Here is a 24,959-nt window from a genome sequence, read left to right on the forward strand (position 1 = left end):
GTTTCTGGTCGCGTAGCTGAACTGCCAGTCGCGGGAGGAATGCGCAGGACTACTGCCGGTCGTGTCATGATGACGGTTTCCGCTGCCGCACTCCCGTTTTCTGCGAAGTTCGTGGACTTGCGCCAACCTGTCGTATCCTCCAGTGTCCGTGTCTGTTCCGGTTATCAAAGAGTAAGGGTAAGCGTCGTCATGTTCCTGTTCGGTGGTGGCACGGGTACCCGCCGCACGAGCGCTGCGCACGAGCTGGGACTGCGAGTAGGGTCACCGTAACGATTTCCTCTGCAACACCCATACGTATACGGCCCGCTTTCGGGCTGTTCGTCAAAGTTGTAGATCGGGGGACAGATAGTGGGCTCGGGGTTCCCGCGCAAGACTGCAGGTGACGTGGATTCACGTGCATTCCCGCTCTCGCATGCCCAAAAGGGACTGTGGTTCGCGCAGCAGTTGGAACCGAACGTCCCCATTCTCGTCGCGCAGTACGTCGAGCTGCGTGGGCCTGTGGACGTCGGAGCGTTGAAGTGGGCGTCCGAGCAGGGCTCGTTCGACATCGAGTCCCCCGGGGTTCGGATCGTCGACTACGCGGGTGAGCCGTACCAGTTGGCGGACGAGACGATCGACGACGAACTCGCCTACGTCGACCTGCGGTCCCGTGAAGATCCCGTGGCGGACGCGCACCGATGGATGGACGAGCGGCGACGCCGCCCCATGTCGGTGTACCGGGACCGGCTGATTTCGGCGACACTGCTGCACGTCGGCCGTGACCACTACTTCCTCACCACCTTCGCGCACCACCTGATCCTCGACGGCTACGGCGCCATGGTGCTGATGAATCGGGTCGCCGAGCTCTACACGCACGCGGTCGAGCGCACCGAAGCTCCTGCGTCGAAGGCCCTGCCGCTTCGCGAACTGTACGAGGCCGAGGACGCGTACCCGCGGTCCCGCCGATTCGAGATCGACCGAGAGTACTGGGCCGAACGAACGGCGAACCTGCCCGAGCCCTCCCGTTTGACCGACCGGGAGAGCGCCCCGTCGGCTGTGTCGTTGCTCGCCAGCAAGGTGATGGATCCCGGCGTCGTCGACGAGCTGGAAGCACTCGCTCGAGAGTGGAATTCGTTCGAGGTACCGATCGTGGTCGCGGCGTTCGCCGCATTTCTCGCGCGGATGACGGGCAATTCGGATGTCGTGCTGAGTCTCCCGGTGTCTGCTCGCACCACCGCGGGCGCGCGCCGTTCGGGCGGCAGTGTGGCCAACATCGTTCCGCTCCGGATCGCGGTGGATGCGCACGGGACTACCCACGACCTGGTGCGCCGTGTCCAGCTGGAACTGACCGGTGCGCTGCGACATCAACGTTTCCGGTACGAAGACATCCTCCACGACATGCGGTCGACCTCCCGCGTCGGCCGCGGCTTCGGGCCGATGGTCAACATCATGATGTTCCACACCGAGACGTGGTGGGGTGAGGTACTCGGTGAATTGAACGTTCTCACCGCCGGCCCGGTCGACGACCTTGCGGTGGCGATCTATCCGGGTGCCGCCGGCCAGAACGTGCGCGTGGACTTCGAGGGCAACCCGGCGGTGTACGAACGAGACGAACTTGCGGGACACCACGAGAGATTTCTGGAGTATCTGGGCGGATTCGTCGGCGCGGATGCCGAGGCGGCGGTCGGCAGCCTGCCTTTGCTCACCGACGACGAACTCGAGGCGCTCGTGCCTCTCACCGGCCCTCCCTCGGTGTCGTCGCTCACCCTTCCGGACATGTTCGACCTGACAGTGGATTCCGACACGGTTGCCGTTCGCTGTGGCGATGTCGAGATGACCTACCGCGCTCTGCACGAGCGATCGAATCGGCTCGCGCGCAGACTGCTCGCGCAGGGTGTGGGCGTCGGCAACCGCGTTGCGTTGATGCTGCCCCGTTCGATCGAACAGGTGGTCGCGGTGTGGGCCGTCGCGCGTTGCGGTGCGGCGTTCGTTCCGGTGGACCCGGACTATCCGGCCGAACGCATCGCGCACATGATCGACGAATCAGGCGTCACCATCGCTGTCGCAACGGAACCGGAGGTGGTGCCTCCCGGTGTCGAGTGGGTGGATGTGGCCGATGCGCCGGGGAACGGCGCACCTGTCGCCGATGCTGAACTGGCACACCCGATCAGGCTGGACAACGCGGCGTATGTCATCTACACGTCCGGCTCGGTCGGGGCGCCTCGCGGTATCACCATGCCCCATTGGGGACTTGCGAATCACGCTGCCGCATTGCGTCGTCTCTACGCAGCAGATTCCCGCTCGCGAGTGCTGATGTGCGCGTCGCCCTCGTACGACGCCTCGATTCACGAGTTGCTGGTCGCGGTCACGGCGGGCGCGACGCTGGTGATCGCGCCGCCGCCGGTGCGCGGAGGGAAAGCGCTCGCCGAGCTGCTGCAGCGGGAGCGGATCACCCACTGGACCACCACACCGGCCGTCCCAGCGCAGATGGATCCGGCTGGATTGACCGATCTCGAGGTACTCGCCGTCGCGGGCGAGGTCTGCCCGCCGGAACTGGTGGCGCGGTGGGGCGTGGGGCGCACCGTGCTGAACCTGTACGGTCCGACGGAAGTGACCGTGTGGGCCACGGCCACCGACGCACTCGTCCCCGGTTCCCGCACCACGATCGGGCGACCGATCGAAGGTGTGTCCGCAGTGGTGTTGGACCGTTTCCTGCAGCCCGTGCCGGCCGGAGTGGTGGGCGAGTTGTACCTGTCCGGTCCGGGAGTGGGCCGCGGATACCTGGAGCGGCCGGGTGCGAGCGCGACTCGTTTCGTCGCCAATCCGTTCGCGACCGATCTGCGACGCATGTACCGGACGGGCGATCTCGTCCGGTGGTCGAAGGACCACGAGTTGGAATTCGTGGACCGGGCCGACGATCAGGTGAAGATCCGCGGATTCCGGGTCGAACTGGGCGAGATCACCGCAATCCTCGGTCGGCATCCGGGTGTCGACACGGCCATCGCCGTGGCACACGACCGGAACGGTGAGTTGGTGGTGGATGGTTACGTTCACGGCACCGGCCTGGATCCGGACGACGTTCTCGCCGGCGTGGCGGAGCGGCTGCCGGCGTACATGGTGCCCTCGACGGTCACGGTTCTCGATGCGGTGCCGCTCACCCCCAGCGGCAAGGTCGATCGATCCGCGTTGCCGATTCCCGCGCCGTATGAACGCGAATTGCGCTACTGGACAAGGCAGCTCAGGGGTCTGCCGAGTTCCCTGCCGTTGCCGGTGGACCACGAAGTCTCGGTGAACTCCGGGGCTCTCACCGGTGTGGTTCCGTTCGCCGTGGATCCCGCCGTGTGCCGGGATGTGCACCACCTGGCGGCCCGGCACGAGGTCTCGCTCTTCACGGTCGTGCACGCGGCCGTGGCCGTGTTGTCGTCCGTCGTGAGCGGTGAGGACGACCTCGCCATCGGAGCGGTCCTGCCGGACTGCGCCGACGGACGGGACGGTCACGATTCCGACCCTCTGGTGCTGCGAAGCAGACTGGATCCACGTCTGACGTTCGAGGAGTTCCTGGTCGAAACCCACCGCGCCGAGCAGGCTGCACGTGCGCACGGTGCGGTCCCGTTCGCGCAGGTGGTCGATGCTGTCGGGCAAGAGCTTTCGCCGGATCGTCACCCGCTCTTCCAGGTGATGCTGTCGGTGGAAGCGGAGCCGGTGCGGGAGTTCGACGGCCTGGATCTGGTGGTATCGCTGCGCGGTCGGGTCGACGGCCACGGCGACCGGATCGAGGGGGTATTGCGTTACGCAGCATCTCGTTTCGAGCAACAGACCGTGGAGCAATGGACGCGGCGGCTGCACCGGCTCTTCGTGGTGGTCGCCGACAACCCCGGCGTTGCGCTGAGCTCGATCGACCTGCTGACGCCGAACGAGCGGGCCGGAGCCATCGGTGGAACGAGGGATTCAACGCACCGGGGCATGTCGTTGCCCGAGGTCTTTCTGCAACGAGTTGCCGACCGCCCGGACGCCGCAGCCGTCAGCTGCGGTGGGGAGGTGCTCTCCTATGCCGAGATCGACCGTCGCTCCGACCGGCTGGCGCGGACACTGAGAGCGTCCGGAATCGGAGATTCGAGCATTGTCGCTGTCGGACTGTCGAACTGGGTCGACAAGGTCGTTGCGCACATCGCCGTGCTGCGGGCGGGCGCAACCTGCCTGCCCCTGACTCCCGACCATCCCACCGAACGCATCCGGTACATGCTGGCCGACGTGGTGCCGACACTGCTGCTCATCAGTCGTGCCGATGCCGGAGCGATCCCGCACGGCGGATATCCGACAGTGCTGCTCGACGAGGTCGAGCTGAACAACGATGACGACCGCGACGTCACCGCGTCGAAGTCGGAACCGATTCACCCCGACCGCGTTGCCTATGTGCTCTGCCCCGTGGGCTCGGAACCGGTCGCGGTGACCCACGCGAATGTGCTGGCATGGTCGGGCAACGACTGCGACGCCGTGGTGGCGGACATCTGGGATCCACTCGTCGATGGCGGGACGGTGGGGCGCGATCGACGGGACCGCGAGCCTGCGCAACCCGCCGAACTGGATGCCGGGTCCCGCATCTACGTGCTGGACCGGGCGTTGCGGCCCGTTCCGCCCGGCACGGTCGGGGAACTGTATGTGGGAGGGCAGCAGGTTGCCCGAGGATTCCACCGTCGGCCCGGGGGTACTGCCGAACGGTTCGTGGCAGACCCGTTCGTGCCCGAGGGTACGGAGGGAGCCGGGGGAGTACGGATGTACCGAACCGGGGACCGAGGGCGGTATCTCGACGGGCGACTGGAGCGACTGCCGGGGACATCCGGAGACAGCAGCCTCGCCCGGTGGCAGCGGGCGTTGCGCGGCGTCGGGTCGTCGTCGCCGGTGCCGACCGATCGGGTAGTCGGGGGAGCCATCTCCCCGTCGGACTGCGTGCACGAGTTCGCGATCGGCTCCGATCGCCACGAGGCAGCCCTGCGGTTGGCGCGCGAGCAGAGCGTGACGCTGTTCACGGTGTTGCGGGCGGCTCTCGCAATCCTGCTCGCACGCATCGGTGTTCACCGCGACATCGTCATCGGCGGCAATGCGGGGCTGACACGAGATCGCGCCCACATGGTGGCGCTGCGGGCCAGCGTCACCCCGGACATGTCGTTCCTCGAGGTCCTCGAGCAGGTCCGCAGCTTCGATGTTGCGGCTTTCCAGGACGCGGACGTGCCGATCGAGGCCCTGGCCGACCTGCTCGGTGGCGAGCGACCGCAGGTGTCGCTGGCGCTCGCACCGACCTCGGAGAACCACACAACGCCGACGCCGTTCGATCTGGCCTTCACGTACTCGGAGCGCTGGTCGGATCACGACCCGGTCGGAGTGGACGGTGTCGTCACCTACACGCCGTCGCTGTTCGACGCCGCGACCGTTCGATCGCTGGCCGAGTTGTTCGTGGACGTGCTGGCCGTCGTCACCGACCGCCCCGAGATCGACGTGGGCAGCATCGGCCTCGCCGCCGGCGCAGTCCTCGACGGCGGCGAACCTTCCGAACCGAGAACCCTTTCCGAGATTCTGGCCGGCACTGCCCGCAACTTCCCGACCGTGCCGGCGCTCTCCGACGGTGCCGTGACCCTCACCTACCGTGACCTCGACGCGCGATCCGATTCGTTGGCGCGGGTCCTGATCGACGCAGGTGCGCGGCCGGGCCGCGTGATCGCGCTCGCCCTGCCGCGGTCGGTGGATTTCATGATTGCGTTGTGGGCCATCACCAAGACCGGGTCTGCCTTCCTCCCGGTGGATCCGACACATCCGGCGGAGCGTCTGGAGAGGGTGCTGACCGAGGCCGACGTGTGTGTCGGCGTCGGGGAGATGTCGGTGGGCGGTTCGCGGATCGCGTGGCTGCCGGTCACCGCGGGCGAGTATCTGAAAGATGTGGCTCCGGTGCATGTTCCGGTGCATCCGGACGAGGTGGCGTACGTCATCTACACGTCGGGTTCCACCGGTACGCCCAAGGGGGTGATGGTGCCCCACCGCGGTGTGTCCTCGCTGACCGAGGAAGCGGTGCGTCGGTACCGGGTCACGTCGGACTCGCGGGTGCTCCACGCCTACAACCCCACCTTCGACGCCGCGCTCCTCGAGGCGCTGCTCGCGTTCGGTTCGGGTGCCTGCCTGGTGGTCGCCCCCGCCGAGGTGTATGCGGGACCGGATCTGCACCGAGTGCTCGTCGAATACCGGGTGAGCCATTATCTGTCGACACCGGCAGTGCTGGCGTCTCTGAGCACGGACGGGCTCGAGCACATCGACGTCGTTGCGGTCGGCGGAGAGGCTCTGCATCCCGATCTTGCCGCGGCATGGAGCGACGGCCGGCGGATGCTCAATGCGTACGGGCCGACGGAGTCGACCGTCGTCGCCACCCTCGCCGCGGTCGAGCGCCACGTGACCATCGGTGGACCGATTACCGGCACCACCGGTCGGGTGCTCGACGACCGCTTGCGCCCGGTTCCCGTCGGTGCGATCGGCGAGCTGTATCTGTCCGGTTCCGGACTGGCGCGCGGCTACGTCGGTGATCCTGGGCGGACCGCGGTGCGGTTCGTTGCGGGTGCGGGCGGTACCCGCATGTACCGGACCGGCGACCTGGTGCATCGCCGCGCCGACGACAATCTGCAGTTCATCGCTCGAGTGGACCGGCAGGTGAAGATTCGTGGCGTCCGCATCGAACCGGGGGAGGTCGACGCGGTGATCACCCGGGTCGCCGACGTCGACGGTGCGATCACGGTGGCCCGGCCCAACGCGGCCGGTGCCGACGCGTTGGTGTCGTATGTCGTGCCCCGCGGGTCCCTCGACGTCGAGTTGTTGCGCAAGAGACTCGAAGACGTGTTGCCGTCGTATCTGGTGCCTGCCGCAGTCGTGGTGCTCGACGCATTTCCTCTCAACCCCTCGGGCAAGATCGACGTGAAGGCGTTGCCGGCGCCGGTACTCGAGTCGAGGGTCTTCCGGGCACCCGTGTCGCCGGTGCAGGAGGCCGTTGTCGCCGTCTTCGCCGAGGTGCTCGCGGTGGAACAGGTCGGGCTCGACGACGAATTCTTCGCACTGGGCGGTAACTCGCTGATCGCGACGCAGGCGGCCGCCCGATTGGGTGAGGCGCTGAACGCGCACGTGCCGGTCCGGATGCTGTTCGAGGCGTCGACGGTGGAGGCGCTTGCCGAGCAGGTGTCTTCGGTGCTGGGTACAGGTAACCGCCCGGTCCTGTCGAGGCGGCCTCGACCGGAACGCATTCCCTTGTCGCCGGCGCAGCAGCGGATGTGGTTCCTGAGCCACTTCGACCCGGCATCCCCGGCCTACAACATGCCCCTGGCCGTGCGGTTGACCGGAGCGCTGAACGTGCCCGCACTGCAGCAGGCGGTGCACGACGTGCTGGAACGGCACGAATCTCTCCGGACGGTGTTCCCGGAACACGACGGCGAGCCGCTGCAGATCGTGATGCCCGCAGAAACTGTGGAGTTGGATCTGTCCCCGACAATCGTCGCCGAAGACGCTGTCGACGCCCACGTACTCTCGGTCGTCGCACGAGGATTCGACGTCTCGGCGTCGGTCCCGATCCGTGGGCGACTGCTGCGGGTGAGCGACAACGAACTGATCCTGGTCGTGGTGGTGCACCACATCAGCGCGGACGGCTTCTCCATGGCGCCGCTGGCGCGGGATGTGGCGGCGGCGTACCTGGCGCGGTCGCGGGGCGAACGTCCCGGGTGGACACCGCTCGAGGTTCAGTACGTCGATTTCGCGCTGTGGCAGCGGGAGGTGCTGGGCGACGAAGGCGACCCGGAATCACTGGCGGCGACGCAGATCGACTACTGGACGCGCAGACTCGCGGGGATACCCGAGTTCCTCGAGCTTCCGACCGACCGCCCCCGGCCCGCGACGCGCATCAACCGGGGTGCCGTCGTCCCCGTGACCATCGGTGCCGACACGCATCGACGTCTCGGTGATATTGCACAACAACACAATACGACCCTGTTCATGGTGATGCACGCCGCTCTGGCGGTGTTGCTGGCGCGCCTGACGGGGACCTCGGACATCGTGATCGGCACTCCGGTCGCTGGCCGCGGTGAACGGGTGCTCGACGACGTGGTCGGCATGTTCGTCAACACGTTGGTACTGCGTACCGAGGTGGATCCCGGCGCCTCCCTCCTCGACGTTCTGGACCAGGTCCGCGAGACCGATCTCGGGGCGCTGGCCCACGCGGAGGTGCCGTTCGAGCGGCTGGTCGAGATTCTGAACCCGGCTCGTTCGCAATCGTATTCGTCGCTGTTCCAGGTCATGCTCGCATTTCAGAACCAGGCCGCGGCGGCGCTGGAACTGCCGGGACTGACCATCGCGCCGCTCGACATCGATGCGCAGGTCACCAAGTTCGATCTCGACTTCTCGCTCTCGGACAGCTACGACGCGAACGGTGACCCGGCCGGTGTCTCCGGGACGCTCACGTACTCCACCGAGTTGTTCGATTCGGAGACGGCGGATCGGTTCGCCAGCGGTTTGGTGCGCGTCGCGGAGGCTTTCGCAACGCAATCGGGAGGTCGGGTCTGCGAGCTGTCCTTGCTGACGGACGACGAGACGGCCCGGATGCTGGACACGTGGAATTCGACGGACGTGGAGTTGGGCGCAGCGACGCTGGTCGATCTTCTCGATGCTCAGGTGGCCCGCGTCCCAGGTGCTGTTGCCGTGGTCTTCGAGGGCGATGCGTTGACGTACGGCGAGCTGGACTTGCGCGTCAACCGCCTGGCGAGGCTGCTCGTCGAGCGTGGAGTGGGCCCGGACTCCCTCGTGGCGCTTGCGTTCGAGCGCTCGCCGGACATGATCGTCGGAATGTGCGCCGTCCTCCGGGCCGGCGGTGGTTACGTGCCCCTCGACCCGGACCATCCGGCGGAGCGTATCGAGGACGTGCTGAGCTCCGCAGCAACGGATCTGGTGTTGACCACGTCGTGGACGCGCGTGTCCTTGCCTGCCGGTATCGCACGCGTCGACATCGACACCGTCGATCTGTCCGGGTTCGGTTCGCACCCGATCTGCGATGCCGACCGGGTGCGTCCGCTGCGGCCGCAGAACACCGCCTACGTTCTCTTCACGTCGGGATCGACGGGACGCCCCAAGGGCGTGGCCGTCAGCCACGCGGCAATCGTGAATCAGTTGCGCTGGCTCGCCGAGGAGTACGAGGTCACCGCCGACGACCGCGGAGTGCTCAAGGCTCCGTACACGTTCGATGTCTCGGTGTGGGAGATCTTCCTGCCCCTGATCGTGGGTGCCCAACTGGTGGTGACGCGGCCCGGCGGGCATCGCGACCTCGGTTATCTGGCGGCCGTCATCCGCGAGCACCGGATCACGATGATGCATTTCGTGCCGTCGGTCCTGGCCGCGTTCCTCGCGATCGGTGAGGGGGAGGCCCTGTCCTCGCTACGGCACCTCCATGTGGGCGGCGAGGAGGTGGCGTCCGAGCTCGCGGAGGACGTGATCGCTCTCCGTCCGGGCGCATTCCACAATACGTATGGTCCCACCGAGGCGGCGATCACCACGACAACCTTCAGGCTGGGCGAATCCGTGGATGCGCGAGTGCCGATCGGTGCGCCGGTGTGGAACACCCGGGCGTACGTGCTGGACGCACGGCTGAATCCGGTTCCGGTGGGTGTGGCCGGCGAGCTCTATCTCGGCGGCGACCAACTGGCCCGCGGCTATGTGCGACGCAGCGAGCTCACCGCGGAACGATTCGTAGCCGACCCCTTCGGCCGGGAAGGGGACCGCCTGTACCGCACAGGCGATCTCGTGAAATGGACCCGAACTGGCCAGCTGGTGTACCTGGGCCGAACGGACCTCCAGGTCAAGTTGCGTGGCCTGCGAATCGAACTCCGGGAGACCGAGTCGGTGCTGGAGGCGGCGGCGGGGGTGTCCCAGGCCGCCGTGGCGCTGGTCTCGGACGAGCGTGGCGGTGACCACCTCGTCGGTTACGTCGTGGCCGAACAGGGCCGGCGGATCGATACCGACGCATTGGTGGCGTCTGCCCGAGAACGGCTACCCGCGTACATGGTGCCGTCGCAGATCATGGTTCTGGACGAGCTGCCCCTGGCGTCGGCCGGGAAGCTCGACAGGCGTGCGCTTCCGAAGCCGCGGTTCGAACCCCGGGCGTTCCGCGCCCCGGTGACGGACACCGAGGTCGCGGTGGCCACCGCCTTCGCGGAGCTGCTGGGTATCGAGAGGGTCGGCGCGGACGACAATTTCTTCGAGCTGGGCGGCAACTCTCTGCTGGCTGTCCGCGTGGTGAGTGCGCTCGAGGCGTCCACCGGTGTTGCGGTTCCGCTGCAGACGGTGATGACGGATCCGACCCCGAGTTCGATAGCGGCACGGTTGAGTTCGGCCGATCGGCACCGTGACGGGGCGCTCGATGTCCTCTTCCCCATCCGGTCGGCAGGGGAGGGGCGGCCGCTGTTCTGCATCCACCCGATTGTGGGTCTCGCCTGGTGTTACACGGGTCTGACGTCCAGGATCGATCCCGAACGGCCGATCTACGGCCTTCAGTCGCCGGCGATCACAGGCGAGGACTCGCCGCCGGCGTCGATCGACGATCTCGCGGCGAGGTACGTGGAGGAGATCCGCAAGATCCAACCCCGCGGGCCGTACGAACTCCTGGGTTGGTCGCTCGGCGGAGTCCTCGCGCATGCAGTCGCGGTGCAACTCCAGGCTGCGGGTGACGAGGTGGCGACCGTCGTGATGCTCGACAGTTACGCGCAGCAGCCGGACCCGAGGGACACCGAGATGCCGTTGAGCGCGGGCGACCTGCTGGCGGGAATCGGCGTCGATGCGGACGTGCCGGCGGCCGTTGCGGACATGACACCCGAATCGGCGGTGGACCTACTGGCGGCGACGGGCGGCCCCACGGCCGTTCTCAGCCGCGACCAACTCCACAGGCTGATCGAGAGCGCCGCACACAACTGCGCGCTGCTCGAGCGCCATACCCCGGGCGTCTTTCGAGGTGATGTCGCGTTCTTCACTGCCGGCCGGGACGATCCGACGGGATCGGCGGCGGCAGCGAGTTGGGAGCCCCACGTGACGGGCGCTGTCCGGAACCGCCTCGTCGACAGTGCGCATTGGCACATGACGTCACCTGGGGTGTTGAGGGTGGTCGGGTCGGCCCTGAGCGGCTGACCCGGTCAGTACCGGGTCCGGAACGGCGTTCGGCGGCGTCGCCCGGTCCGTCGAGCCGACGGTCGGTCCCCGGTGGTCGAGAACGTCCAGACGGCGATGGCGACGGCCGCAACGGACAGCAGATCGGACACCGTGAGGCCGTGCGTGGCGTCGAACTCCCACAGCACTTGACCCTCGAGCGGGCCGTTGCCGAATATCCACAGCACGGCGGCAGCGACGGTGGCTGCGGCGGCCGCGCGGGAGGGTCGTGCAAGGCACAGTGTGGTCGCCGCAAACAACAGGTTCATGAACACGAGTGGATAGAAGGGCAGCGCCATCCCGTCATTCTTCCAAGCTGCAGCGGGACCGCACCCGGTGGGGCGCGGTCATGCGACCGTTCGGTCGGGAGGGTCGTTCTTACTCGTCGCGTCCTCTTTGGCGGGCAGTTCGTGCAGGTCTTTCTGCCGTATCGCTTTCCCGATGAGGATCGCGAGCGGCACCGACAGCGCTATCCACACCAACGCGACCCAGGCAATCCACCACACAATTCGAGTATGCCCGCCCCTGGACGCTTGCCCAAGGGCGCCGCGGTCCGTGGGGACTGGTCGGTAGCACAAACTCGCAAAAATTACCTGGTTATCGCTGGTTTGCCCTGTCAAGTTCGGGGCACCCCCTTCGGTAGGGATTGGTTCTCTTTTCAAGGAGGTGGGTGATGACGACACCAGGTATGTCGATCGAGAGACACCCTGATATCGCCGAGTTGCGGGCTCGCTACGACCGAGTCTCGGAACAGCCGATGACGCAGGTCACCGAAGGCCTGATGTTCATGGCGGGCCTCTACATGGCGGCGTCGCCGTGGATTATCGGGTTCGCGAGCCAGTCGGGCCTGGCGATGTGCAATCTGTTGTCGGGTGTTGCGGTGGCACTGCTTGCCGTCGGCTTCACGTCGGCCTACTCACGCACACACGGCATGGCGTTCGTCGCGCCGCTGCTGGGTCTGTGGATGATCGTCAGCCCGTGGCTGGTCGTCGGAGTAACCACCACGGCGGGAATGATCTGGTCGAACGTGATCTGCGGCATCGTCGTCTGTCTGCTGGGCCTGGGCATCACCGCCATGGGGATGGCGGACGGCGGAATGCGGATGAGGAGGAGGTAGTCGCGGCGCGTGCCTTCATGGGGATGGGGCACGAGTCACAAAAGCGCCCGCCGACTCGGTGGGCGCTTCTGTGAGTTCACCTAATTTTGTTTGAGGAACGCGTCGTGCTCCTGGTGGGAGCGTTTGATGAGGTCCATGAGTGCGGTTTCTTCGCGGACCATCTTCTTGAACTTCGGGTCGAGCTTCTTGAGTTGTTCCTCCTCGTTGATCAGCTTGTCGTACATCCGTTCGCGCTCTGCCTTGTCGGCGGTGTAATCGAGGTCGAGGTAGTTGATCGCGTGCCGCCGGGCACCGGCGATCGCGGACTGCGCTCTGCCCTTCTGGCTCGTGAGCGACGCGATGACGGTGATCACGAGGATGCCGATGATGACTCCGAGCGACACGAAGGTGCTGATTTCGACGACATTCACGGGTTCGCCGTCGTTGACGAACGGCAGGTTGTTCTCGTGCAGCGCGTGCAGGATCAGCTTGACCCCGATGAACGCAAGGATCGCGGCGAGTCCGAACGACAGGTAGATGAGGCGGTCGAGGAGTCCGTCGAGCAGGAAGTACAGCTGTCGAAGACCCATCAGCGAGAACACGGTGGCCGTAAAGACGACGAAGACGTTCTGGGTGAGGCCGAAGATCGCGGGAATGGAGTCGAGCGCGAACAGGATGTCGGTGCCGCCGATCGCGACCATCACCAGCAGCATCGGCGTCATCGCCCGCTTGCCGTTCTCGATGGTGAAGAGTTTGTCGCCGTCGTAGTGCTCGGTGGTGTGCATGAACTTCTTCGCGATCCGGATGATGAAGTTGTCGGCCGAGTGCGAATCCTCGGTCTCGGGTCGCAGCAGGTTGCCGGCGGTGATCAGCAGGATGAGGCCGAAGAAGTAGAAGATCCACGCGAACGAGTTGATGAGCGCGGCGCCGAGGAAGATGAACGCCGTCCGGGCGAAGATCGAGAACACGATGCCGAACAGCAGGACCTTCTGCTGGTCTTCGCGCGGCACCCGGAAGCTGGACATGATGATGAGGAAGACGAAGAGGTTGTCGACGGACAGCGCCTTCTCCGTGACGTAGCCGGCGAAATACTCCGAACCCATGTCGACGCCGCCGAAGATCAGGACCGCGACGCCGAAGAGCAGCGCGAGGCCGACGTAGATCGACGACCAGATCGCCGCTTCCTTCAGCGTCGGGATGTGCGCGTGGCGGACGTGGAAGAAGTAGTCGAACGCGAGCAGCGCGACGATCACGATGATCGTCACAATCCAGGCGAACGGGGTCACATGCATCGTCTCTGCCTTTCAGCTGAAGCGAACGCGCCTGTTCGTCAGCGTAGTCGCGCGCGGGGCGCGACTTGGCAGAACCGCCGCTGTCGCCGGGACGGCACCCGTGCTTCCGTCCCGGCGACCGGGCTCATCGTCGGTCGCCGAACACCGTCCGGTGCCAGTCCTTCCTGGCGGTTCCGGTGATGTCGGACATGACGTGCTTGACGTTGGTGTACTCGTCGAGCGAGTACGTCGACATGTCCTTGCCGTAACCGGACGCCTTGTACCCGCCGTGGGGCATCTCGCTGATGATCGGGATGTGGTCGTTGATCCACACACAGCCCGCGGCGATGTCGCGGGAGGCGGTCTGGGCCCGGTACAGGTCCCGTGTCCACGCGGACGCCGCCAGCCCGAAGTCGGTGTCGTTGGCGAGTGCGATTCCGTCCGGATCGTTTTCGAACGGCAGGACGACGAGAACCGGGCCGAAGATCTCCCGCTGCACGATCTCACTGGACTGGTCGGCACCCACGACGAGCGTCGGCTCGTAGTAGAAGCCGGATGCGAGATCGCCCCCGGGGACGGATCCGCCGCGGACGATCTTCGCCCCGGTGTCGCGGGCGCGATCGATGAACCCGGCGACGTGCTGCTGCTGTCGCCGCGACACCAACGGACCCATGTCGGTGCCGGGATCGGACGGATCACCGAGCCGGACGGTGTCCATCAGCGAGGCCACCCCGGCGACGAAGTCGTCGTACAGCGGCCGCTGCACGTAGGCGCGGGTGGCCGCGGTGCAGTCCTGGCCCGAGTTGATGAGGGCACCGGCGACGGCTCCGTTGATCGCGGCCTCGAGATCGGCGTCGTCGAACACCACGAAGGGGGCCTTCCCGCCCAGTTCCAGATGGAGTCGTTTGCCCGCCGCGGCGCCCGCGATCTGCCGTCCCACGGGTGTCGACCCGGTGAAACTCACCATGCTCACGTCCCGGTGCGACACCAGCGACGACCCGGTCGTCACGCCGCGGCCGGTGATCACGTTGACGACGCCGTCCGGCATTCCGGCTCGGGACGCGGCCTCCGCGAACAGCAGCGACGTGAGGGGAGTGATCTCCGCCGGTTTGAGCACGATGGTGTTGCCTGCGGCGACCGCGGGCAGGACCTTCCACGCCGCCATCTGCAGCGGATAGTTCCACGGCGCGATCGAGCCGATCACCCCGACCGGTTCGCGGCGGATGGTGGACGTGTGGTCGGGGGAGTACTCGCCCGACGCCTTGCCCTCCAGGTTGCGGGCCGCGCCGGCGAAGAACGACACGTTGTCGATCGACCCGGGAACGTCGAACTCGGTCGACAGTTTGATCGGTTTGCCCGTCTGCCGGGTTTCGGTGCGTGCGATGTCGTCGGACATCTCCGTGAGCTCGGCGGCCCATCGGGTCAGGACGGCGGAACGCTCGCCCGGGCTCGTCGTCGACCAGTCCGCGTAGGCGGTCTTCGCGGCGGCGACCGCGTCGTCGACGTCGTCCACCGACGCCTCGGTGCGGGAGGAGATCACCTCGCCCGTGGCCGGATCGAGCACCTCGTACCGCTCGGCCGCCCGTCCCTCTCGGTAGCGGCCGCCGACGTACATCCCGGGAAGGTCCTGGTGGTTCACAGCAGGGTCCAGGCTTCGGTGAGGACGCTGCGGAGGATGTGTTCGATTTCGTCGAATTCGGCCTGTCCGCAGATCAGGGGTGGGGCGAGTTGGATGACCGGGTCGCCGCGGTCGTCGGCGCGGCAGTACAGGCCGGCGTCGAACAGGGCGGTGGAGAGGAATCCGTGCAGGATCCGTTCGGCCTCGTCGTCGGTGAACGACTCCTTGGTGGTCTTGTCCTTGACCAGTTCGATGCCGTAGAAGAAGCCCTCGCCGCGCACGTCCCCGACCATCGGTAGGTCGGTGAGCTTGTCGAGGGTGGCCCGGAACGCCGGTGCCTGCTCGGCGACGTGGGTGTTGAGGCCCTCGCGTTCGAAGATGTCCAGGTTCGCCAACGCCACCGCCGCCGAGACGGGGTGCCCGCCGAAGGTGTAGCCGTGCGCGAACATCGAGGTCCCGTCGGCGAACGGTTCGAACAGCCGGTCCGAGGCGATCATCGCCCCGATCGGGGAGTACCCCGAGGTCAGGCCCTTGGCGCAGGTGATGATGTCGGGCACGTATCCGAAGTCGTCGCAGGCGAACATCGACCCGATCCGGCCGAAGGCGCAGATCACCTCGTCCGAGACCAGCAGCACGTCGTACTCGTCGCAGATCTGCCGGACCCGCTCGAAGTAGCCGGGCGGGGGCGGGAAGCAGCCGCCGGCGTTCTGCACCGGTTCGAGGAAGACGGCGGCGACGGTGTCCGGGCCCTCGAATTCGATGGCCTCGGCGATCCGGTCGGCGGCCCAGATCCCGAACGCCTTCGGGTCCGAGCCGAGGGGTTCGGGGGCCCGGTAGATGTTGGTGTTGGGGACCCGGAACGCGCCGGGGGTGAGCGGTTCGAACGGGGCCTTCAGGGCGGGGATGCCGGTGATGGCGAGGGCGCCCTGCGGGGTGCCGTGGTAGGCGATGGAGCGGGAGATCACCTTGTGTTTGCCGGGTTTGCCGACCTTCTTGAAGTACTGCTTGGCCAGTTTCCAGGCGCTTTCGACGGCCTCGCCGCCGCCGGTGGTGAAGAAGACCCGGTTCAGATCGCCCGGGGCGTAGCCGGCGAGGCGTTCGGCGAGTTCGATCGCCGGTGGGGTGGCGTAGGACCAGAGTGGGAAGAATGCGAGCTGTTCGGCCTGTTTGGCGGCGGCCTCGGCGAGCTCGGTGCGGCCGTGCCCGGCCTGGACCACGAACAACCCGGACAGTCCGTCGAGGTAGCTCTTGCCGGCGGTGTCCCAGATCCGGGCGCCCTCACCGCGGGTGATGATCGGCGGGGTGATGTTCTGCCCGTGCCGGGAGAAATGCCCCCACAGATGGCGGCGGGCGGCCGCCTCGAGGTGCGCCGTGGTGGGCGAAGAGTTGGTAACCGTAGTCATCGGGTTCCCCAATCATATTGCTGTTTGACAAGTTTCAGGTACACCATCGTCTCGGTGCCGAGCACACCGGGAATAGTGCGAATTTCTTTGTTGAGCACGGTCAGGAGGTGGTCATCGTTCTCGCACACGATCTCGGCCAGGATGTCGTACGCGCCTGCCGTCAACACGACGTAATCGATGGCGTCGACGTCCGCGAGCCGGGCGGCGATCTCGGTGACGTCCCCCGAGCAGCGGATCCCGACCATGGCCTGACGTGAGAATCCCACTTGCACCGGGTCGGTGACCGCGACGATCTGCGTGACGCCGGTGTCGATCAGCTTCTGCACGCGTTGGCGTACAGCCGCTTCCGACAATCCGACGACCTTGCCGATGGCCGAGTACGACCGTCGTCCATCCTCCTGAAGTTGCTCGATGATCTGCTTGGACACGGGATCGAGAGAGGCAGGCTGCTCAGACATGGTCGAATCCTCCCTTGCTCGTCGTGTCGAAGACAATCGGCTCGGACATTTCGAAACTATCGCCTCTTCCTGGTGACGTGGGTACTCACGATTCGGGCACCTTCACTTCGGTGTCGGCGGTGAGGGTGCGTCCGCGGAAGAAGTTCCGGGAGCCCGTCGCGAAACACAGCAACATCAGGGGGATTCCGACCACCAGCATTCCGACGCCGAGAACGAACACGCCCCCGAACGGTCCGAACGCGGTGAATCCGTAGTCGGGACGCAGCATGTCGACTGCGCTCTGGACGAAGGCCCACGTCATGCAGAGTGCACCGAGAAGCGGAAAGATGCCGCGCATGAACAGATTACGTGCCGAGTCGAGGAGTGTCCGACGGAAGTACCAGACGCACGCGTAGGCGGTGATGCCGTAGTAGAAGGCGACCGCGAGTCCGAGCGACGCCACCGAATCCTGCAGGGCGTTGGCGCTGGCGAACGACAGGACCAGGTAGAACAGGAGTGCCGCAGCTCCCATGACCAGGGTTCCGAAGCCGGGGGTCATGTACCGGGGGTGCACGGTGGAGAACCGGCGCGGCAGTGCCTCGTAGACCGCCATCGACAACGTTCCGCGGGCCGTCGGCAGGATGGTGGTCTGGGTCGAGGAGAGCGCGGAGATCGAGACCGTCAGCAGCAGCAACGAGGCGGCCACCGGCCCGGCGACCGGTCCGCCCAGCGTGGTCAGCACGTCGTCGACGTTCTCGGGATTGTTCAGTCCGATCCCGGTGTCCCCGAACCCGGCGAACGACTGGACCGCGTATCCGACCAGGACGTACGTGGCGACGAGAATGACCGTGGTCAAGACTGCGGCGCGACCGGGAGTCCGCTCGGAATCCTTCGTTTCCTCACCGACCGCCAGGCAGGCGTCCCACCCCCAGTAGATGAAGATGCACAGGATGATGGCCTGTGCGGCACTGGACATCGAGACACCGGTCGGAATGATCCAGTCCAGTCGCGGGGTGACTGCCTGCGGGCCGGCGGTGCCGCCGAACACCTTCGACAGTGCGAGGACGCTGACCCCGATGAGGACGGTGAACTGCACCGCGATCAGGACGTTCTGCAGGCGTTCGCTGATGAGGATGCCGCGAAAGCTGACGTAGGTCATGGCCGCGATGAAGAAGCAGCCCAGCAGCACCTTCGCGGCGAGCGACTCGGCTGCCGCGTGCAACCCGAGAACCTCGAACAGGTAGATCGCCGCGATCTCCGCGGTGTTGGCGAGGACGATGATCGCGGACACGGCGAGTCCCCACCCAGCCATCCAGCCGATCCACGGGCCGAACGCCTTGGTGCCCCAGGTGAACGAGGTGCCGCAGTCCGGGGTGTCCCGATTGAGCTCGCGGTAGGCGAACGCCGTGAGCAACATCGGGATGAACGCGACGAGGAACATCGACGGTGCCTTGTCGCCGACGGCCAGGACGACGTATCCCAGTGTCGCGGCGAGGCTGTAAGCGGGAGCGACCGAGGACAGCCCGATCACCGTGTTGCCGATCAAACCCAGTGCGCCGCTGTTGAGGCCCTTCGCGGTGCCGAGCGGATCGTGGGTCTTCGAGGGCTGGGTCTTCAAGGGTGGCGGTTCGGCAATGCTCATCAAGTCTCCCTCGAGGTGTGCGGCTGCGGGCAGAGGTGCCCGTGCGGGTGTGATGAAGGGGTGTAGTGGTTTTCGCGGTTACGCTTCCGGCGCGGCGATGAAGATCTTCCGCAGCGTGTCACGCACGATCCACCGGGTTTTCTGCCCGGACCGCACGTGGACGACACTTCCGGGACCGAGCTCGAGATCGGGGGTGTCGTCGTCGAACTGCACTGTCGCGTCGCCGCTGAGTACCACGAACACCTCGTCGATCTCGACGTCGGACGAGACGCTGGGCTCGATCTCCCACACGCCGACGGTGACACCGGCGAAGTCGCCGAGTACTCGTTCGCCGACCATCGGCACGCTGTCGCCGATCGCCTGCTCGTCCGGGAGACGGTGGTAGTCGAGATCGGTGGTTCGAGCCTCGATGTGCGGTCCGGATTCCCAGGCGACGACCCCGGTCGCGGGGTCGATCACGAGTCGAATCCCAATCCCACCGCGTCGAGAGCCTTGAGGAACAGGTTCCGCCGGCCTTCCGTGTGATCGGCGCGATCGAGGGACCACCGGGTGGCGTTGATGCCGGCCGCCGCCAACGGTTCGGGCGGGAAGGGGAGGGGCATGGACTTCACCAAGTCCAACTCCGTCAACGCCGTCGTCTCACCGGACACCTTGTCGAGCATGACGTTCGCCGCGAAGCGGGAGGCGCCGACACCGAGACCGGTGAAGCCGGCCGCGTACGCGATCCGCCCCTTCGCCGCGGAACCGAAGAACGAGCAGAAGCGCGTCGACGTGTCGATGACGCCACCCCACTTGTGGGTGAACTCCAGGCCCTCGAGCTGCGGGAACGTCGTGAAGAAGTGGCTCGCGAGCCTCGTGTGGGATTCGGGACGGTCTTCGAGGTCGTGGTGCATTCCCCGCCCGAAATGGTAGATCGCGTCGTATCCGCCCCAGAGGATTCGGTTGTCGCGGGTGAGCCGGTAGTAGTGGAATTGGTTGGACATGTCGGCGACGCCCTGCCGGGCGGACCATCCCACCTCGGCGAGTTGTGCGTCGGACAGCGGTTCGGTCATGAGCACGTAGTCGTACACCGGAACCGTGTGCAGCCGGTACCGCTTCAGCAGGGACGGAAAGGCATTGGTTGCCAGGATCACTCGGCCGGCCGACAGGGTCGCGGACGCCGTCCGAACGCCGACCCGGGACGACGATCGGGAGCGGACGAGATCGAGGACCTGGGTGTGCTCGAACATCTCGACACCGTGCTCCGCACAGGCCCGGCCGAGTTCGGTGGCGAGCTTGGCCGGATGCACCAGCGCGGTGGACTGCTTGTCCCACACGCCGGCCAGATACGTCGGCGAGTTCACCTGCGCGCGCATCGCAGGCCCGTCCAGCACCATGGTGGTAGCGCTCGGCGGCGTGTCGAGCACGTCCTTCGCCTGGTAGTCGGCGATCGCGACCGAGATCGCGCCGTTCCGTTCGAAATCGCAGTCCAACCCCAGGGTGTGGACGGTCTTCTCGATGGCGTCGAGGTTCTCGAGCCCGAGCGCCTCCAGAGCGTCGATCTCCCCTGGCCAGCGTCTACGTCCGTTCTCGCTGCCGTGGGTCAGGCTGGCTTCGACGAACCCGCCGTTACGGCCGGATGCCGCCCATCCGATGGTCTCGCCCTCCACGAGCGCAACGGACAGGTCGGGGTGGCGCTGTTTCGCGAGCAGAGCACTCCAGAGTCCGGTGTATCCGCCGCCGACGACCACCAGGTCGTACGCGGCGTCGGCCGAGGCGGCCGGGTAGGTGGGGGTGTCGGCGACGTCCTCGATCCAGAACGGTGCCAACCGGGTGCGCCGGAGCGCATGGTCGACGACCTTCGCGTTCGGTTGATTCTTCTCGAACACTGTCTGCAGCATGGAGCACCTTTGTTGGTGGAATGACCGAAAGGCGGCGTGTGAGGCACGTCACCGTGGCTCCCATCCTGACCTACGCCTGCCACTATTTCAATAGCAATAGGCGAGAAATGTTGCGGATTCAGTTGTAGAAGTAGGAATCGGACACCGAATCGGTTGTTCCTTGCCGGCTGGCCTCGTCAGCGCGCGACCGTGCCGAGGTGCAGCGACACCGAGCGGACCGGGCTGATCCTGGCCTCGTCGCCGGACTTCACGGCGTGAACGGTGCCGAACTCGACGGTCTCGTCGGGGAAGGTGCCCGCGAAGGCGTAGGCGTAATAGGTCCCCGCGACCGCATCTCCCGGCACCGTGTAGGCGATGGCGTCCTCCAGGACCTCGCCGGGCTGCAGGTCGACGTCGATCGGCCCGAAGAACGGATCGCTGGTCTGGCCGTCCGGGGAGACCGCGCTGACCCACACCTGCCCTGCATAGGGACGGTCCTCGGGTGCCTCGACGAGCATGGTCGTGTCGACGGTCCCGCCGCCCGCGGGCAGTGTGGTGTCGGAATCCGCGCGCAGCGTGACCCGCACCGGCAGGTCCGTGTCGGGGTTCGCCGGCCCGGTCGACGCGGGCGAACCGTCGCCCACCTCGGGCCAGCCGTTCGCCCACACGATCCGGTCGATCATCCCTTCGCGCCGGCGGGCTCCGCTGGGCAGATCCCGGTTGTCGCGCGGAATGGCGTGGTACACGATCCAATCCGAGCCCGCGTCGTCGGAGACCACCGTGTTGTGGCCCGGCCCTGCCCACGGTTCGCTGCCGGCGAGGATGAGGGCGCCGCCACCCTCGTTCAGGTCCTGGCCCTTCCGGTCGAGGTACGGCCCCGTCAACGACTCCGACCGGCCGACGAGGACGCGGTAGGCGGTGTCGGCGCCGTTGCAGCAGTTGCCGGCCGAGAGGAACAGGTAGTAGTAGCCGTCGTGGAATTCGACGAACGGGCCTTCGAAGCGCTCGTCCGCGACGCGTACGGGTTCGCCGGCCGCCGCGGTGCCGTCCGGGCTGAGCGGGATGGCGTGGACGCCCTGGAAGTTGCCGACGAACATCGTCTTCGTCGTGCCGTCGTCCCACACGAACGGGTCGATGGTGCCGCCGACGCCGACGTCGTGGGCGCAGAACACGGGGCGGCCGAGATCGGTCCACGGTCCGGTGGGCCGGTCGGCGGTGGCGAGACCGATGCACGGGTTCGACTCGTCGTAGAGCGAGTAGTACAGGCTGAACTGGCCGCCGGACTCGAGCACGTTGGGCGCCCAGGCGAGCTTGCCGTCCGGATGCCACGCGGGCCGGTCGGGGAAGACGTCGCCGAGGTACATCCAATCCATGAGGTCGGCGGACTTGAAGATCGACATGTTGTGCATGCCCTGGCCGTCGCCCCAGTCGTCGGCGGTCGTGTACATGTAGAACATGCCGTCGGATGCGCGCACGACGCTCGGGTCGGCGGCCACCGGTTGCACGATCGCTTCGGCCGTCGCCGACGGGGCAGGCGCACCCATGAAGACGAGAAGCGTCAGAGTCGCCACGATCCACCCGCGCCGCGGACGGTGTCGGGTGCCGGACTTGCGCAGCGCAGCATCGTCAGTGTCCACGTCACTCCCAACCTCGCCCGCCCGGAACCCGCAAATCTATAAGGGTGAGGTCGAGGTTAAGGGTGGAACCGGCTCACGGCGCCGGACTGCAACCGAACCGTGTTCTGCCGGCGGTGACCGGCGTCAGGTCGTCGGGTCGAGCAGTACCAGGGGGATCTCGCGGTCCGTTTTCTTCTGGTAGCCGGCGTATCCCTTGTATGCAGCCGTCACTTTCGGCCACAGACGGGCCCGCTCCTCGGGCGTTGCCACGTGAGCGCGCATGGACTGCGCGGGGTTTCCCTGCAGCGACAGCTGAACCACCGGGTTGGCCTGCAGGTTCAGGAACCACGCGGGGTGGCGGTCATCGCCACCACGTGAGGCCACCACGACGAGCGTGTCACCGTCCCGCACCGGCACCGTCAGCATGACGCTGTGCACCTTCCCGGTCTTGCGGCCGACGGTGGTCAACTCCACCGCAGGCATCTTGCCGAAACTCCGCCCCACCCGCCCACCGGTAATGCGCAGCAGGGCGCGGTGGGCGGCGTTCATGAACTTGAGTCCGCGGTCCGTCGGCATGGTGTCAGCCTAACGGTTGATTCCTCGAAGGGTGTCGCTACAGGACGGGCACACGGAGGGTTTCCAAGATCAAAGTGTGACAATTGAACGGGAAACCCTCCTGACCGAACCGTCGCGGGCGGTCTGACTACAAACGAACGTGGCGGGGCCGCACGAGGGTTGCTGTGCAGGCCCATTCAGACTCTGGCGCGGATCTCACGAAGTCAACAGTGCCGGATCACCGCAGGTAGGGTCACAATGCGCTGGTGTCCCACTCAGTGGACCCCTTTCGGGGGTCAGTTGGGCGGGGCGGCAGTAGCATCGGGCAACCATCACCTATCGGCGGCAAGCGGAGGTCGGGTCTAGAATACGGCGATGAGGCGTCCGTCAGGTGCGCCCTGCTTGAGGCGGTGAAGGCCTTCGGGAATTTCACCGAAGCGGATCTGCTCGGTCTTCGGCTGCACTGCCCCTTTGGCTATCAGCGCGAGTATTGCGCTCGCTTCGGCTTTGGTGCCGTTCGATGCACCGACGATATGTACTTCTTTCATAGTGATGCTGGGGATCGAAACGGATGTGGCTTCGACGCCCAGCCCAACCTCGACGATGCGGCCGCCATGCCGAATGGCTCCGATTGCGGAGTCGAGAGTTCCGTCCGCGCCCGCGAAGTCGATGATCACGTCGAGATCCTCGGATTCGAAGACGCGGATGTCCTTCGAGCACGACTCGACACCCAGATGGCGTGCGAGTGGCCACCGTGCCTCATTGACGTCAGCAACGAACACGGAAGCTCCTGCGGCCTTGGCGATCTGGACACCAAAGTAGCCGAGGCCGCCGAATCCGACTATACCGACCTTCATCCCGGATTCGATCTGTCCAGCTGTGTGCACTGCCCTGTACGCGGTGCGACCCGAACAAGTCGCCGACGCCGCGTCGCGAAACGACAACCCATCGGGTAAGGCTACGGGGAGGTGGGACGGAACCCTGACCTTCTCGGCGTAGCCGCCGTCCATCGCGGTCCCTGGGCCGTCCGTGGTTGCAGGTATCCCAACACGGTCACCGAGGACGAACTCGGAGACGTTCGATCCGACAGCAGAGACGGTGCCGACTATCTCATGGCCGAGTGTGATGGGGACGTGTCCGAGTAGGTGCGTGATAGTTCCGTTCATGAACCCGATGTCGGAGTGGCACAGGCCGACCGCTCCGGTGTCGATGACGATGTCTTCGGGGCCGGGCACCAGTTCGCCGACTTCTTCGTGTCGCAGTTTTTCGTTGACCGCGGTAAATCGCCATGCCTTCATTGCTTCGATCCTTTACGCTATGCCGTCGATGGCGGCTTGTGGTATATCGAAAAGTGTTGTTGCAGTTAACCACAGCTGTGCAACTATCATCAACGAAGTGGACGACTCGGTCCGTGATCCGCCTCGGGCAGCATTCGTTATCACGCTTGCCGGGAGCCGAATTCAATCTGAAAGAAGTCAGCATGCAACTCGAAGGAAAACGCATCCTGGTCACCGGTGGCGCCCAAGGTATCGGTGCTGCCATCGTAAAGGCATACGCCATGGAGGGTGCGACCGTGCGTTCGTACGACCTGAACGAGGAGGGCGGTAGAGTCGTCGCGAAGGAAGCGAGCGACGCTGGGCCCGGAGTGGTCGAGTTCTCGCGTCTCGATATCACCGACGGTGATGCTACCGAGTCGTTGTTCCGCAGTGCTGCAAGAGAACTTGGTGGAATCGATGTCCTGGTGAACATCGCCGGTCTGCAGCGCTCCGCGATGGCCGAGGAGATCACCGATGACTTGTTCGAGAGCATCTACCGTGTGAATGTGCTGGGAACGATTCATACCAACCAATCCGCGTACCGGATCATGCAGTCGGCAGGCACGGGGGCGATCATCAACTTCGGGTCGATGTCCGGATTTACCGGGGAATTGGCCAACGCAACCTACGGCTCGTCCAAGGGTGCCGTGCATACGTGGACCAGGACTGTCGCCCGTGAATGGGGTCCATCCGGAATCCGCGTCAATGCTGTTCTGCCCTATGTAAACACACCGATGTTCGACAAATACACCAACTCGCTGGGGCCGGAAGAGCTTGCCGCTTATCAGGAACAGCTCCGGAAGGACATTCCGCTCGGTGGAACGTTCGGAAACGCCGAACGCGATCTGGCTCCGGTGCTCGTATTCCTGGCGAGCGACGCGTCGCACTTCATCACCGGTCAGCTGCTTCCGGTCGACGGAGGATTTGCAGCCGTACGGTAGCGGAAAAGCTCTGTGCCC

The 24,959-nt window shown here is 66.0% G+C and carries 15 protein-coding genes; 3 read left to right on the forward strand and 12 right to left on the reverse strand.

The features are described from left to right. The first annotated feature begins 384 nt into the window (after positions 1-384). Complete coding sequence (locus tag QM693_RS06185; protein WP_283351734.1) at positions 385-11,169, forward strand: non-ribosomal peptide synthetase; 10,785 nt, start codon at positions 385-387, stop codon at positions 11,167-11,169. 5 nt (positions 11,170-11,174) lie between these two features. Here QM693_RS06185 and QM693_RS06190 read toward each other — a convergent pair whose 3' ends face one another. After that, on the reverse strand, positions 11,175-11,486 hold the full coding sequence (locus QM693_RS06190) for a hypothetical protein (RefSeq protein ID WP_283351735.1): 312 nt from the start codon (positions 11,484-11,486) through the stop codon (positions 11,175-11,177). Positions 11,487-11,534: 48 nt separating this feature from the next. Then, entirely contained in the window at positions 11,535-11,693 is a 159-nt protein-coding gene (locus QM693_RS06195; RefSeq protein ID WP_280780789.1) for a hypothetical protein, read from the reverse strand. A gap of 167 nt (positions 11,694-11,860) precedes the next feature. Between QM693_RS06195 and QM693_RS06200 the strand changes: the two genes are divergently transcribed. Further along, complete coding sequence (locus tag QM693_RS06200) at positions 11,861-12,304, forward strand: SPW repeat protein (protein WP_271213923.1); 444 nt, start codon at positions 11,861-11,863, stop codon at positions 12,302-12,304. 80 nt (positions 12,305-12,384) lie between these two features. Here the strand turns inward: QM693_RS06200 and QM693_RS06205 are convergent, their stop codons facing one another. The 10 genes from QM693_RS06205 to QM693_RS06250 all read right to left on the reverse strand — a co-directional run bounded on the left by QM693_RS06205 (position 12,385) and on the right by QM693_RS06250 (position 23,982). Next, complete coding sequence (locus tag QM693_RS06205; protein WP_283351736.1) at positions 12,385-13,575, reverse strand: TerC family protein; 1,191 nt, start codon at positions 13,573-13,575, stop codon at positions 12,385-12,387. A 124-nt stretch (positions 13,576-13,699) separates the two neighbouring features. Further along, the gene (locus QM693_RS06210) at positions 13,700-15,193 is read right to left on the reverse strand and encodes a gamma-aminobutyraldehyde dehydrogenase (RefSeq protein WP_283351737.1); all 1,494 of its coding nucleotides are present in this window, start codon (positions 15,191-15,193) and stop codon (positions 13,700-13,702) included. Further along, a complete protein-coding gene (locus tag QM693_RS06215) occupies positions 15,190-16,575 on the reverse strand; it encodes an aspartate aminotransferase family protein (RefSeq protein ID WP_283351738.1) in 1,386 nt (461 codons plus the stop codon). Before QM693_RS06215 ends, QM693_RS06210 begins: the two co-directional genes overlap by 4 nt. Continuing rightward, a complete protein-coding gene (locus tag QM693_RS06220; RefSeq protein WP_009478710.1) occupies positions 16,572-17,033 on the reverse strand; it encodes an Lrp/AsnC family transcriptional regulator in 462 nt (153 codons plus the stop codon). Before QM693_RS06220 ends, QM693_RS06215 begins: the two co-directional genes overlap by 4 nt. Before the next feature lie 85 nt (positions 17,034-17,118). Further along, on the reverse strand, positions 17,119-18,654 hold the full coding sequence (locus QM693_RS06225) for an APC family permease (RefSeq protein ID WP_283333437.1): 1,536 nt from the start codon (positions 18,652-18,654) through the stop codon (positions 17,119-17,121). Between the two features lie 78 nt (positions 18,655-18,732). Next, positions 18,733-19,113 (reverse strand): cupin domain-containing protein, encoded by a 381-nt coding sequence (locus tag QM693_RS06230; protein ID WP_283351739.1) that lies wholly within the window; start codon positions 19,111-19,113, stop codon positions 18,733-18,735. After that, positions 19,110-20,534, reverse strand: a complete 1,425-nt coding sequence (locus tag QM693_RS06235; protein ID WP_283351740.1) for an NAD(P)/FAD-dependent oxidoreductase — start codon at positions 20,532-20,534, stop codon at positions 19,110-19,112. Before QM693_RS06235 ends, QM693_RS06230 begins: the two co-directional genes overlap by 4 nt. A gap of 176 nt (positions 20,535-20,710) precedes the next feature. Next, entirely contained in the window at positions 20,711-22,150 is a 1,440-nt protein-coding gene (locus QM693_RS06240) for a family 43 glycosylhydrolase (RefSeq protein WP_283351741.1), read from the reverse strand. Positions 22,151-22,273: 123 nt separating this feature from the next. Then, on the reverse strand, positions 22,274-22,705 hold the full coding sequence (locus tag QM693_RS06245) for a nitroreductase/quinone reductase family protein (RefSeq protein WP_283351742.1): 432 nt from the start codon (positions 22,703-22,705) through the stop codon (positions 22,274-22,276). 341 nt (positions 22,706-23,046) lie between these two features. Then, the gene (locus QM693_RS06250; RefSeq protein WP_283351743.1) at positions 23,047-23,982 is read right to left on the reverse strand and encodes an alcohol dehydrogenase catalytic domain-containing protein; all 936 of its coding nucleotides are present in this window, start codon (positions 23,980-23,982) and stop codon (positions 23,047-23,049) included. A gap of 113 nt (positions 23,983-24,095) precedes the next feature. Between QM693_RS06250 and QM693_RS06255 the strand changes: the two genes are divergently transcribed. Beyond that, on the forward strand, positions 24,096-24,941 hold the full coding sequence (locus tag QM693_RS06255; RefSeq protein WP_257226214.1) for an SDR family NAD(P)-dependent oxidoreductase: 846 nt from the start codon (positions 24,096-24,098) through the stop codon (positions 24,939-24,941). Positions 24,942-24,959 lie beyond the last annotated feature (18 nt).

It is taken from the genome of Rhodococcus sp. IEGM 1305 (assembly GCF_030058635.1).
Lineage (GTDB): Bacteria > Actinomycetota > Actinomycetes > Mycobacteriales > Mycobacteriaceae > Rhodococcus_F > Rhodococcus_F opacus_D.

Coding starts and splice junctions, on each gene's coding strand:
- QM693_RS06205 (WP_283351736.1), bottom strand. CDS start 13,575: ATGCATGTGACCCCGTTCGCCTGGATTGTGACGATCATCGTGATCGTC.
- QM693_RS06250 (WP_283351743.1), bottom strand. CDS start 23,982: ATGAAGGCATGGCGATTTACCGCGGTCAACGAAAAACTGCGACACGAA.
- QM693_RS06220 (WP_009478710.1), bottom strand. CDS start 17,033: ATGTCTGAGCAGCCTGCCTCTCTCGATCCCGTGTCCAAGCAGATCATC.
- QM693_RS06235 (WP_283351740.1), bottom strand. CDS start 20,534: ATGCTGCAGACAGTGTTCGAGAAGAATCAACCGAACGCGAAGGTCGTC.
- QM693_RS06200 (WP_271213923.1), top strand. CDS start 11,861: ATGACGACACCAGGTATGTCGATCGAGAGACACCCTGATATCGCCGAG.
- QM693_RS06215 (WP_283351738.1), bottom strand. CDS start 16,575: ATGACTACGGTTACCAACTCTTCGCCCACCACGGCGCACCTCGAGGCG.
- QM693_RS06190 (WP_283351735.1), bottom strand. CDS start 11,486: ATGGCGCTGCCCTTCTATCCACTCGTGTTCATGAACCTGTTGTTTGCG.
- QM693_RS06225 (WP_283333437.1), bottom strand. CDS start 18,654: ATGAGCATTGCCGAACCGCCACCCTTGAAGACCCAGCCCTCGAAGACC.
- QM693_RS06245 (WP_283351742.1), bottom strand. CDS start 22,705: ATGCCGACGGACCGCGGACTCAAGTTCATGAACGCCGCCCACCGCGCC.